Genomic DNA, 12939 nt, shown 5'->3' with positions numbered 1-12939 from the left:
GCCGGGGCCCTTCAGAAAAAACGGGCCGGGAGCCCGGTACCACACCAGGGACGACCATGAGCATCGAACAACACGCATCCGACGATCAGAAGGAAGTACGCATCCGTGTTCGCGGGCGCTTCGACTTCGAGCAGCACCAGGCCTTTCGTGCCGCCTACCGCGCGACGGCTGGCACCGGCGTGCGCTATATCGTCGACCTCTCGCAGACCGAATACATGGACAGCTCGGCGCTGGGGATGCTGCTCCTGCTGCGCGAGCACGCCGGAGGCGAGTTCTCGGACATCACCATCAGCGGCGCGTCCGAGGGCGTGCGCAAGGTACTGGACATCGCGAATTTCGGGCGTCTGTTCCGGATCGAATAGCCAATGGCCAGCGCCCCGCCCTCACGACCGGACGAGCCCCCGGCACCCTCCGACCTGATCTCCGGCGAGGGCACCGTGCTGATCGTCGATGACGACCCGCACAACCGGCGTCTGCTGCGCATGATGCTCGCGGGTTCCGGCTATCGCACCCGCGAGGCGACCAATGGGCGCGAGGCGGTGGAGGCCTGCCGCGAGGCACGCCCCGACCTGGTGCTGATGGACGTGATGATGCCGGAGATGGACGGCTTCGAGGCGACCCGGCAGCTGAAGGCGGAGATGGACGGCTATTTCGTGCCGGTGATCTTCCTGACCGCGATGGACGACGAGGCATCGCTGCTGCGCGGGATCGAGTGCGGGGGCGACGACTTCCTCAGCAAGCCCCTGAACCTGGCCATCCTGAAGGCCAAGATCCACGCAATGGAGCGCCTGCGGGACCTGCACGAGGGCCTGCGCACCCGCAACGAGGCCCTGATGCGTGCCCAGGCCCGCCAGGCCTGGGAAGAGGAAACCGCCGAGGCCCTGTTCTCGCGCGCGATCACCCGCCGCAACCGCGGCCTCGACCGGCTGCACCTGTACCGCTGCGCGGCCGCCACCTTCAGTGGCGACGTGGTGCTGTCGGACTTCACCCCCGACGGCGGGCTGCGGGTCCTGATCGGAGACTTCACCGGGCACGGGCTCAGTGCCGCGATTGGCGCCTATCCCGTCAGCGAGACCTTCCATTCCCTGACGGCGGAAGGCGTGGGCGACCACGAGCTGCTGCACGAGCTGAATCACGTGCTGCATGACTTCCTGCCACCCACCATGTTCATGGGGGCCATTCTCGCCACCTTCGCCCCCGACGGCCGCAGCGTACAGCTGTGGAACGGGGGCATGCCGGACGCCTGGCTGTGTGACGCGCAGGCGGACCGGGCGCGGCGTATCGCCTCCCAGGCCATGCCGCTCGGCATCCTGGAACGCCTGGACCCGGACGCGCAGAGCCGGCAGTTCGACCTTGGCGACGGCGACTGGCTGACCCTGATCAGCGATGGCGTGATCGAGGCCAGCGACCGCAACGCCGTGGCATTCGGGGACGCGGCCATCCTGCAGCACTGCCAGGCCTGCGACTCCGCCGCGGCGGCCTACGACCGCATCCGGGACGCGCTCGATACCCATTGCGACGGCGAGACGCCCAGCGACGACATGACCCTGGTGACCATCAACTGTCACCCCGAGACGGTCACCCAGACCGCGCCACCACAGGCGGGCCGGATGCGCGGCACGCGGCGCTGGTCGCTGGAGGCCAGCGACCACCAGCTTGTGTCGGTCGACCTGGTGCAGGCCGCTCGCCGGCAGCTGCTGGAATGGTTCCCGAACCTCGAGGGCGGCCACGCCGAGGCCCTGCAGACGGTCATCGCGGAACTGTGCAACAACGCCTTCGAGCACGGCGTGCTGCGCCTGGACTCGGGCATGAAGGCCACGGTCGAGGGCTTCGAGCAGTACTACCGCCAGCGCAGCGAGGGCCTGAGCGATATTCACGGCCGCATCGGCATCTCCCTGCGCTACCGCCCGATGGGGGACCAGCACTGCATCCGCATCCGGGTGCGCGACAGCGGCCCGGGGTTCAACTATGCCCAGGTATGCCGCGCGATCGAGGGCGGCGGCGAGGAGCGCCTGTGGGGCCGGGGCCTGAAACTGGTCAACCAGCTTTGCCACAGCGTGAACCACCTCGACAGCGGCAACCTGGTCGAGGCCGACTACCGCTGGCAGGACCCGCCGCGCCCCGAGGCACCCTCCAGGGCGACGGCATGACCCAGGCGCCACACCCCGACCTTGCAGGCGCACCTACCGAACTGATCAACGCCCTGGGCGAGGCCATCCTCCTCCTGTCGCCCGAGGGTCGCATCCTGCACGCCAATCCGGCCGCCGGGAGACTGTTCGGCACCACCGCGCGCGGCCTCGGTGGACACGACCTGAATACCCTGCTGAGACCGGACAATCCCGCGCTTGAGCTGGATGCCCGGCTGCGGGAGGCCGCGCGCGAGGACGCCTGGATCCCGCGGCGTGACGCCATCACCATCGCGGGGGCGGATGGCAGAACCCGGACCGCCCTGCTCGACATCGGCCGCTGCCGGCAGTCGGCACGGGACCTGCGCTTTGCGGTGCTGCGCGAACAGCGCGAGGGGCGGCTGGAGGACGCCGCCCCGGAACCCGTGGAGCACCTGCGCGAGGTGATCGATCTGCTGACCCAGCAGGCGCAGGAACGCCTGCAGGCCGAACAGGCCCTGCGCGACAGCCATCAGCGCCTGCTGACAACCCAGCGCGTCGCGCGCATCGGCCACTGGGAGCTGGACACGCAGACCGATCGCATTCATCTGTCCGATCAGGCCAGCCGCCTGCTCGGACTGGGCGACCAGGCCCGCAGCATCCGCCGCGACGAACTGCTGGAGCGCGTACACCCGGATGACCGGGCCACGCTCGCCTTCGGCCTGCTGCGGGTAAGCCAGGGCCAGACCCGGCGCTTTTCCATCCGCCACCGTGTGCTGCGGCCCGATGGGCGCGAGGGCCACATGCTCGCGGAGGGCGAGCGCCTGGACGATGACCCCGGGCGCATCCTCGGCTTCCATCAGGATCAGACCGAGCGCCAGCGAACAGAACAGGCCCTGTTCAACCTGATCCACTATGACGCCCTGACCGGCCTGCCCAACCGCACCGGCCTGCGCATGCGCCTGCGCTCCGCGCTGGACGAGGCCGAGCGCGAGGGCGAGTGCCTGGCGGTGCTGCTGCTGGACATCGACCGCTTCACCTCCCTTAACAGCAGTCTGGGCCATGCGGCGGGCGACCAGCTGCTGCGCGCCCTGGCCGAGCGCCTGCAGCACCAGCTGCAGCCGCGCGACACACTGGCGCGTCTGGCGGCGGACGAATTCGCCATCGTCCTGGCCGACACCGGCGGACTCGCCCCCGCCCGCGAACGCGCCGCGAGCCTGCTGCGGCACTGCGCGGAACCCTTTGCCCTGGGCAGCGGACCGCATACCGCCACCATCAGCGCCGGGGTCAGCCTGTTCCCGCGCGATGCCCGCAGCAAGGATGACCTGCTGCGGCACGCGACCAGCGCCCTGCACGAAGCCAAGGGCGCCGGCGGCAACGGCTGTCGGTTCTTCAGCGAGGAACTGACCCATCAGATGCGGACACAGATGGAGCTGGAGCAGGGGCTGCGGGTCGCGCTGGGCGAGCACCAGTTCGAGCTCCACTACCAGCCTCAGATCGGGCTGCACGATGGCGGCCGCGTCGGCGTGGAGGCGCTGGTCCGCTGGCGCCATCCGCAGCGCGGCATGGTATCGCCCGCCGATTTCATTCCGCTGGCCGAGAGCACCGGGCTGATCGTACCGCTGGGCGACTGGATCCTGCGCACCGCGACCCGGCAACTGGCCGCATGGGACCGGCAGGGCCTGCCACCGCTGCGGCTGGCGGTGAACCTATCCGCACGCCAGTTCGCCGACCCGAGTCTGCCCGAGCGCATCCTCGAGACGCTGGAGACCGCTGGACTGCAGCCGTCACGACTGGAGGTGGAGGTAACCGAGAGCGTGCTGGTCGAGGACATCGACGCAGCCGCCGCCATGCTCCAGCGCCTGGTCCAGCTCGGGGTGTCCGTGGCCATCGACGATTTCGGGACCGGGCAGTCCTCGCTGCGCTACCTACGCCGCCTGCCGCTGACCACGCTCAAGATCGACCGCGAATTCACCTGGGGCATCGGCAAGGATCCGGATGACGAGGCCATCACCCGCGCGATCATCGGCCTGGCGCGCACGCTCAAGCTGCGGGTGCTGGCCGAGGGTGTGGAAACCGAAGAACAGCACGACTTCCTGCGCCAGATGGGCTGCGACGAGGTACAGGGCTTCCTGCTCGGCCGCCCGCTCCCCGCCGGCGAACTCGAACGCCAGTGGCGGGCCCGCGCCTGCACACCGGGTTAGCCCCTTCCAAGCCGCGGGAAAGGGCGTGTAACAGGAAGGTCAGAAGGCAGGAAGTTTTTTGCGGTGGGCGCGCCGGCATGACCGGGACCGTCGCCGCGGCGTGTGCATCTCGCCCCCAATGTCCCTTCCTCCCTTCTCCCCTTCCTGTTAAACGCCCTTGACCTGCCCCCTCTTCGTGCCTTCGGGCGCCTCGTGGTAGACAATCCCCACATTCAGAACCTCGAAGGAGAGCGATATGCAGGATGGCCGTTTGGGTTCGGCGCTCGTGACCGGTAACTCCAGCGGGCTGGGCCTGGGCATGACCCGGGTACTGCTGGAACAGGGCGCCCGCGTCTATGGCATGAGCCGTCGCGGCTGCCCCGAGGCCGCGGTCAGCGGCGACGAGCAGGTGGACCTCGGCGACTTCACCGCCACCGGGGCCGCGATGGACCGCCTGCTGCGGGGCGTGGAGTCGCTGGACCTGGTCGTACTCAACGCGGGCCTGCTGGGCCACATGCAGCGCATGCAGGATGCCTCCATGGACGAGCTGCGCCTGCTCATGGACGTGAACACCTTCGCCAACAAGGTCATCCTCGATGCGCTGCTGAGGCACCGCGTGCGGGTTGGTCAGATCATCGCCATCTCCTCCGGCGCCTCGGTCTCCGGGCATGCCGGCTGGAGCGGCTACTCGCTGTCCAAGGCGGCGCTGAACATGATGATGCAGCTCTACGCCCACGAATTCCCCGAGGAAACCGCGATCAACGCCTTCGCCCCGGGCCTGGTCGACACCGCCATGCAGGACTACCTGTGCGACGAGGCCGACCGCGACAGCTTCCCGGTCCTCCAGCGCCTGAAGGCCGCGCGCGGCACACAGGACATGCCCGGCCCCGAGGACGCCGCGCGCGCGATCCTCGACGCCCTGCCGCGCCTGCACCAGACCACCCGCGGCAGCTTCGTCGACATCCGCCAGCTCTGACGCCCGTCGGCTGTGTCCCCGCGCAGAAGGTCAAGGGCGGTTCACAGGAAGACGGGAAGACCGGAAGGGTTGTTGGGGGCGGGAGCTCGCCGGGACGCAGGGCCTGCGCAGGCCAGCCGCCTCGCCCCGCATTGTCACCCCATACATCTTCCCGCCTTCCCTTCTTCCTGTGAAACGCCCTTGACCGGCCGCGTGCCTTCGAGCGCGTCGCGGTGAACCCTGGAACGTGCGGAAACGGCGGTGCAGCGCCAAAAAAGTTCATGAAGGGGCGTTGGCTTTTGCCGGGAATGGGGCGTATAGTCAAAGACGTGATTCGCGGTTCAGCGACAACACTAGGAAGTTTCTAGTTGCTTAACCAGTGCTCCCGTTGATCTGTTGGCAGCATACCGCGATCACATTTGTTTGTTACATGAAGAGGTTACAAGTTGTGAATACTGGTGTTGTTAAGTGGTTCAACGAGAGCAAGGGTTTCGGTTTCATCACCCCGGATGATGGCGGCAAGGACGTGTTCGTCCACTTCTCCGCGATCAACGGTTCGGGTTTCAAGACCCTGGCCGAAGGCCAGAAGGTCTCCTTCGAAATCCAGGAAACCGCCAAGGGCCTGGCCGCCGGTGAAGTGACCGCCATCTAAGGCGCACTTCCCAAGGCTGACGATCCTCCGGGGTCGTCCGAGAAAGGTCGCCTCCGGGCGGCCTTTTTCGTGCCCGGCATTCTGTCTTCACCACAAAAAAGTCAAAAGCGATTTACAGGAAGGCGCGAAGACTGGAAGAGGGGCTGGGATGGCGCGTTCAGGGCAGGGCTAACGGTCCGGGCATGCCGCAGGCCCTGAGCCAGCCCCCACGCCCCATAACCCTTCCTGTCTTCCCATCTACCTGTGAAACGCTTTTTGAGCTGACCGCAGCCCGGAGCCGCTACCGGGGCCCGGAGCGGGTGATTCAAGTACACTGCGGGGCTTTGCCGTAGGCCGCCCGCACGCGATGAACCGCCTGTTCCGCTCCACCGCCGTTGTCAGTGGCATGACCATGATCTCCCGGGTCATGGGCTATCTGCGCGACATGGTGCTGGCGGTCACCTTTGGTGCCGGCCCGGCTACCGACGCCTTCTTCGTTGCCTTCCGCATCCCCAATTTCCTGCGGCGGCTGTTCGCCGAGGGCGCGTTCAACCAGGCCTTCGTGCCCGTGTTCGCCGAGTTCCGCGAAAAGCGCGGGCGCGAGGCCCTGCGCGACCTTCTGGACCACACCGCCGGCACCCTGATGGCCGTGGTCACGGTGGTCACGCTGATCGGCGTGCTCGCCGCGCCGCTGCTGATCTGGGTGTTCGCGCCAGGCCTGGGCACCCAGGAGGAGGGCCGCCAGGACCTGGCCGCGCAGATGCTGCGCATCACATTCCCCTACCTGCTGTTCATCTCGCTGACCGCGATGGCCGCGGGGATCCTGAACAGCATCGGGCGCTTCGCGGTCCCTGCCTTCACCCCGGTGTTCCTGAACCTGGCGCTGATCGTGGCCGCACTGTGGCTGGCGCCGCTGTTCGCGGAGCCCATCGTCGCGCTGGCCTGGGGCGTGTTCATCGCCGGCGCCCTGCAGCTGGCCTTCCAGATCCCGTTTCTGTGGCGCGCGGGGCTGCTGCCGCGGCCGCGCTTTCGCCGCGCCCACGAGGGGGTGCGGCGCATCGTGAAGCTGATGCTGCCGGCGATCCTCGGGACCTCGGTGGTGCAGATCAACCTGCTGGTGGATACCCTGATCGCGTCGTTCCTGGTGGCCGGATCGATCTCCTGGCTGTACTTCGGCGACCGCTTCGTGGAGCTGCCGCTGGCGCTGTTCGGGATCGCGATCGGCACCGTGATCCTTCCGCGCCTGGCGCGGCAGTACAACCTGAACGACCCGGCGGCCTTCAACCGAACCCTGGACTGGGCCCTGCGCCTGGCGATGCTGGTCGCGCTGCCCTCCATGCTCGGGCTGATCGTGCTGGCGGTCCCGATCCTCGCCACGCTGATCCAGTACCAGGCCTTTACCCAGTTCGACACGTACATGACGGCGATGGCGCTCGCGGCCTACGCCCTCGGGCTGCCCGGGTTCATCCTGATCAAGGTGCTGGCCCCCGGGTTCTTTGCCCGCCAGGACACGAAGACACCTGTGAAGATCGCGATCATCGCGATGCTCTGGAACATGGTCCTGAACGCGGCCTTCGTGCTGCCCTGGTACCTGTCCGGCACGCCCGGGGCCCACGCCGGGCTGGCGCTGGCCACCTCGGCCTCGGCCTACATCAACGCGGGGCTGCTCTATCGTGGCCTGGTCCGCGAGGGCATCTACCAGCCGGGGCCGGGGCTGCGCCGGCTGCGCCTCGGTCTGCCGGCCGCACTGGTCGCCATGGCGGCCGTGCTGGTCCTGCTGTCGCCCGGTTTCGGCCAGTGGACCGAATGGTCGGCCGACACCCGCCTGCTGACCCTGACCGGGCTGATCGCGGCCGGCGCCGCGACCCTCGTGCTGACCCTGCTGGCCGCCGGGCTGCGCCCGCGTCATCTGCTGCTGCGCGAGGCACAGGAGTGATGTCGGGGCGCTTAGGGAAACAATGGTTAAGGTACACGCTCGCGTTGGTACCCCAGGTTTTCCGAGACAAGGCGCGGTGCGCAGCCGGTAGTGGTTCTACCGGCAAGGGCCGCAACGCAGGATCGGGGAACCTGGGGTGCCAACCCCGAAGGGGCTCGGCCGCCAGTTGTTATCGAAAACGGGCGTGGGAACGGCGTTGCGGCCCCCTTGTGCAGAATGACTGCAGGGCAGTCACCGCGCCTTGTTCGCACGCAAAAGCGACTCGAGCGCGAGTGTGTACCTTAATCATTGTTTCCCTGACGGGTTATACTGGCGGTTTTGCGCGAGATCGGAGCGATGCGGCTGATTCGCGGCCTGGAGCCGTCCGACAGCAGGGCTTCCACGGCATCCGCCGTGCACGGCGCGGTGGTGACCATTGGCAACTTTGATGGTCTGCATCGTGGCCATCAGGCTGTTCTGGGGCGCCTGCTCGAGGCGGCGCAGGATCGCCAGGCGCCGTCGGTCCTGATTACCTTCGAGCCGCTGCCGCGCGAGTACTTCGGCAGCCGCCCGGGGGCGCCGGAGCTTCCCGGGCGGCTGCAGCGCCTGCGCGATCGCCTGGTCACCCTGGGCGACACCGCGCTCGCGGCGGTCTGGATCCTGCGCTTCGATGCGCAGCTGGCCGGACTTTCGGCGACCGCGTTCATCGACGAGGTGCTGCACCGCCGCCTGGGTGCGCAGCATGTGCTGGTCGGGGACGACTTCCGCTTTGGCCGCGGCCGTGCCGGCGACCAGGCGCTGATGCGCGAGCGCGGCGAGGCGCTGGGCTTTACGGTGGAATCCACCCCCACGATCGCGGATGCCGAGGGCCGGATCAGCAGCACCCGCGTGCGCGGCGCCGCGCTCAGCGGCGACTTCACGCGCATGGCCGAACTCCTCGGGCGGCGCTATCGCCTGCACGGGCGTGTCGCGCACGGAGAAAAGCGCGGGCGCAGCATCGGCTTCCCCACCGCGAACCTGCGCATGGGGCCCTGGCCGCTGGCGCTGCGCGGCGTCTACTCCGGGTGGCTGCAGCGCGCCTCGGGCGAGCGCCTGCCGGCGGTGGCCAACATCGGCTGGCGCCCGACCGTGGGCGGCACCGAGCAGCGCCTCGAGGCCCATGTACTGGAAGGCGCACCGGAACTGTACGGCGAGGCCGTGTGCTTCGAGCCAATCGCGCGGGTGCGCGGCGAACAGCGCTTCGACGGCCTGGACGCCCTGCGCGCCCAGATCGCGCGCGACGTCGAGACCGCACGCGAACACATCAAAACTTTCAGCTGAAACCCGGCCCCAAGGGCCGCCCCGGGATAGACCATGGCACGCAAACCGGCTCCGCCGAACCCCTACAAGGACACCCTGAACCTTCCGGAGACGGCCTTTCCGATGCGCGCGGGCCTCGCCCAGCGCGAGCCGGAATGGCTGGAGGCCTGGAAGGCAGAGGACCGCTATCAGCGCCTGCGCGAGTACTGCGCGGGGCGGCCGCGCTTTGTGCTGGCCGACGGCCCGCCCTACGCCAACGGCTCGATCCACGTCGGCCACGCGGTCAACAAAATCCTGAAGGACGTCATCGTCAAGAGCCGCACCCTGTCGGGTTTTGATGCCCCCTATGTGCCGGGCTGGGACTGCCACGGCCTGCCGATCGAGCTGAAGGTGGAACAGAACCTGGGCAAGGCCGGGCGTGACGTGGACGCCGCCACCTTCCGCAAGGCCTGCCGCGAGTACGCGCAGGAGCAGGTGGATGGCCAGAGCGCGGATTTCCAGCGCCTGGGGGTGCTGGGCGACTGGGACCACCCCTACCTGACCATGAACTATCAGGTGGAAGCGGACACGGTGCGCGCCCTGGCACGCATCTACAAGCGTGGCCATGTGCAGATGGGCGAGAAGCCCGTGCACTGGTGCGTGGACTGCGGCTCGGCCCTGGCCGAGGCCGAGGTCGAGTACGAGGACAAGATCTCGCAGGCGATTGACGTGCGCTTCCGCGTGGTCGACGACATCGACTTCCTGCGTCGCTTCGACGACATCGACGGCTCGCGCGGACCCATCAGCGTGGTGATCTGGACCACCACACCCTGGACCCTGCCGGCCAACCAGGCGGTCGCGCTGAACCCGGAGCTGGACTACGCCCTGGTGGAGCTGGAACACGAGCGCATCCTGCTGGCCGAGGCGCTGGTCGAGGACTGCCTGGCCCGCTACTCGCTGGGCGAGGGCCGCATCGTCGCCCGGGCCAGGGGCCAGGCACTGGAAGGCCTGATGCTGCAGCACCCGTTCCTGGAGCGCGAAGTGCCGCTGATCCTGGGGTCGCACGTGACCACCGAGAGCGGGACCGGCGCGGTCCATACCGCCCCCGGGCACGGCCAGGAGGACTACGCCGTCGGCCTGCAGTACAACCTGGCAGTGCACAACCCGGTCGGTCCGGACGGGCGCTTCCTGGCGGATACCCCCTTCTTCGCCGGCGAGAACGTGCATCAGGCCAACGGCCACGTGATCGACGTGCTGCGGGAACACGGCGCACTGGTGATCAACCGCAAGTTCGAGCACAGCTACCCGCACTGCTGGCGCCACAAGACGCCGATCATCTTCCGCGCCACCCCGCAGTGGTTCATCAGCATGGAGCGCGCCGAGCTGCGCGCGGACGCGCTGAAGGCCATCTCCGAGACCCGCTGGATGCCGAACTGGGGCGAGGCCCGCATCCACGGCATGGTGGTGAACCGCCCGGACTGGTGCATCTCGCGCCAGCGCAACTGGGGCGTGCCGATCCCGTTCTTCGTGCACAAGGAGACCAACCGCCTGCACCCGCACACCGCCGAGCTGGCCGAACAGGTCGCGCAGCGGATCGAGCAGGAAGGCATCGAGGCCTGGTTCCGCATGGACCCGAAGGAACTGCTGGGCGACAAGGCGGACGAGTACATCAAGCTGAACGACACCCTGGACGTGTGGTTCGACTCCGGCGTGCTGCACTCCACCGTCGTGGAGAAGCGCCCGGAGCTGGGCACACTCCCGGTCGACCTGTTCCTGGAGGGTTCGGACCAGCATCGCGGCTGGTTCCAGTCCAGCCTGCTCACCAGTGTCGCGATGCGCGGCGAGGCGCCATATCGGGCGGTGCTGACCCACGGCTTCACCGTGGACGAAAACGGCGAGAAGATGTCCAAGTCGCGCGGCAACGTGGTCGCGCCGCAGGAGGTCGTCTCCACCCTGGGCGCGGATATCCTGCGTCTGTGGGTCGCCGCCACTGACTTCTCCGGCGAGATGGCGATCTCGAAGGACATCCTCGACCGCACCGCCGATGCCTACCGCCGCATCCGCAATACCACGCGCTTCCTGCTCGGCAACCTCAATGGCTTCGAACCGCAGCAGCACGCCCTCGATCTGGATGAGCTGCTGCCGCTGGATCGCTGGATCGTGGCCCGCGCACTGCAGGTCCAGGAGCAGGTCACTCGCGCCTACGAGGACTACCAGTTCCACCAGATCTACCAGCGCGTGCACAACTTCTGCTCGGTGGAGCTCGGCAGCTTCTACCTGGACGTGATCAAGGATCGCCAGTACACCACCCAGGCCGATTCGCACGCCCGGCGCTCCGCGCAGACCGCGCTGTATCACGTGGCCGAGGCGCTGACCCGCTGGATCGCGCCGATCCTGACCTTCACCTCCGAGGAGATCTGGCAGCTGCTGCCCGGCGAACGCCCGGACAGCGTGCTGTTCGCCACCTGGTACGAGGGCCTGGCCCCGCTGCCGGCGGACGCCGCATTCTCCGATGCCGACTGGGACCGCATCCTCGAGGTGCGCACCCACGTCGCGCGCGCCCTGGAGCTGGCACGCAACGAACAGGGTATCGGCGCCTCGCTGAACGCCGAAATCGAACTGTTCCTGCCACCCGCGTCGGCGGCACGCGGCCTGCTCGAACGCCTCGGTGACGAGCTGCGCTTCGTGCTGATCACCTCCGGGGCGCGGCTGGCCGACGCCCCCGTCCCGGAGGCCGCGCACACCGCCGAACTGGAAGACGGGACCGCCCTCTGCGTGGTGGTGCACAAGAGCGAACAGCCGAAGTGCGTTCGCTGCTGGCATCGCCGGCCGGATGTCGGCGAGCATGCCGAGCATCCCGAACTGTGCGGGCGCTGTGTCAGCAACGTGATCGGCCCGGGCGAGACCCGGCGCTTCGCCTGATGCGGCTGCGCGGGTCCGGCCTGATTCCGGGGCTGGTGATCGCGGCCGTGATCGTGCTGGCCGACCAGTTCACCAAGCGCTGGGCGGAGCATGCCCTGACGCAGTTCGCCCCGGTCGAGGTCACGCGCTTCTTCAACCTGTCGCTGGTGTACAACCCCGGTGCGGCGTTCAGCTTCCTGGCCGACGCCGGCGACTGGGGGCGCTGGCTACTGACCGCCATCGCCGTGGTCATCGGCCTGCTGATCGTGGGCTGGCTGGCGCGCCTGCCGCGCAATGCATGGTGGTCGGTGGTCGCGCTGGGGCTGGTCCTCGGCGGGGCCATCGGCAACCTGATCGACCGCCTGCGCCTGGGCGCGGTGGTGGATTTCCTCGACTTTCACTGGGCCGGCTATCACTGGCCGGCCTTCAACGTGGCGGACATGGCCATCGTGGTGGGGGCGGTCACGCTGATCGTGGCCACCTTCATCGAGGGTGACCGCAGCCACCCGGCAACGCATCGGGAGTAAGCATGACCACGGCGACCAAGGGCGCGCATATCGAAATGCACTACCGCCTGATCCTGGACAGCGGCTTTGTCGTGGACGGGACCGGCGACGAACCCATCACCCTGGAGATCGGCTCCGGCGAGATCCTGCCCGGACTGGAAGATCTCCTGGTGGGCCTGGAGGCCGGGGACCACCGGGAATTTGCGATCGAGGCCGGTGTCATGTTCCCGTTCCGGGACCAGGCTGCGGTACAGCAGATGCCGCGTTCGCAGTTTCCGGAAGATCTACCGCTGCAGGTGGACTACATCTACGAATTCACCAGTCCGGGCGGCGACGCCGTGCCCGGCCGCATCACCGCGGTCGAGGACGATACCGTGACCGTGGACTTCAACCATCCGCTGGCCGGGCAGAACTTCACTTTCGAGGTGGATGTGCTATCGGTACGGGAACCGCAGTAACCGGCCC

General features: G+C 68.2%; 10 protein-coding genes. All 10 read left to right on the top strand.

The genetic code is table 11. From position 1 onward, the window contains the following. Positions 1-56 precede the first annotated feature (56 nt). Positions 57-362 carry an STAS domain-containing protein gene (locus D000_RS0110730; protein WP_018873522.1) on the top strand — a complete coding sequence of 102 codons (306 nt, stop codon included), beginning with the start codon at positions 57-59 and terminating at the stop codon, positions 360-362. A gap of 3 nt (positions 363-365) precedes the next feature. Next, complete coding sequence (locus D000_RS0110725) at positions 366-2150, top strand: fused response regulator/phosphatase (protein ID WP_018873521.1); 1785 nt, start codon at positions 366-368, stop codon at positions 2148-2150. Continuing rightward, positions 2147-4309: a bifunctional diguanylate cyclase/phosphodiesterase gene (locus tag D000_RS0110720; protein WP_018873520.1), complete on the top strand. Its 2163-nt coding sequence runs from the start codon at positions 2147-2149 to the stop codon at positions 4307-4309. The genes D000_RS0110725 and D000_RS0110720 overlap by 4 nt, the downstream gene beginning before the upstream one ends. Positions 4310-4544: 235 nt before the next feature. After that, on the top strand, positions 4545-5264 hold the full coding sequence (locus D000_RS0110715; RefSeq protein WP_018873519.1) for an SDR family NAD(P)-dependent oxidoreductase: 720 nt from the start codon (positions 4545-4547) through the stop codon (positions 5262-5264). A gap of 427 nt (positions 5265-5691) precedes the next feature. Then, positions 5692-5895: a cold-shock protein gene (locus D000_RS0110710; RefSeq protein WP_018873518.1), complete on the top strand. Its 204-nt coding sequence runs from the start codon at positions 5692-5694 to the stop codon at positions 5893-5895. A 346-nt stretch (positions 5896-6241) separates the two neighbouring features. Beyond that, positions 6242-7810 carry a murein biosynthesis integral membrane protein MurJ gene (murJ, locus tag D000_RS0110705; protein ID WP_018873517.1) on the top strand — a complete coding sequence of 523 codons (1569 nt, stop codon included), beginning with the start codon at positions 6242-6244 and terminating at the stop codon, positions 7808-7810. Positions 7811-8146: 336 nt separating this feature from the next. Continuing rightward, positions 8147-9109, top strand: coding sequence for a bifunctional riboflavin kinase/FAD synthetase (gene ribF, locus D000_RS0110700; protein ID WP_018873516.1), 963 nt, complete (start codon positions 8147-8149; stop codon positions 9107-9109). A 33-nt stretch (positions 9110-9142) separates the two neighbouring features. Then, positions 9143-11989, top strand: coding sequence for an isoleucine--tRNA ligase (gene ileS / locus D000_RS0110695; RefSeq protein ID WP_018873515.1), 2847 nt, complete (start codon positions 9143-9145; stop codon positions 11987-11989). Next, positions 11989-12495, top strand: coding sequence for a signal peptidase II (lspA, locus tag D000_RS0110690; RefSeq protein WP_018873514.1), 507 nt, complete (start codon positions 11989-11991; stop codon positions 12493-12495). The genes ileS and lspA overlap by 1 nt, the downstream gene beginning before the upstream one ends. A 2-nt stretch (positions 12496-12497) precedes the next feature. Next, positions 12498-12932: a peptidylprolyl isomerase gene (locus D000_RS0110685; protein ID WP_018873513.1), complete on the top strand. Its 435-nt coding sequence runs from the start codon at positions 12498-12500 to the stop codon at positions 12930-12932. Positions 12933-12939 lie beyond the last annotated feature (7 nt).

Origin of the sequence: Thioalkalivibrio sp. ALJ16, from assembly GCF_000377345.1 — a bacterium.
GTDB lineage: Bacteria > Pseudomonadota > Gammaproteobacteria > Ectothiorhodospirales > Ectothiorhodospiraceae > Thioalkalivibrio.
This window is presented reverse-complemented; position numbering and strand designations above follow the sequence as displayed.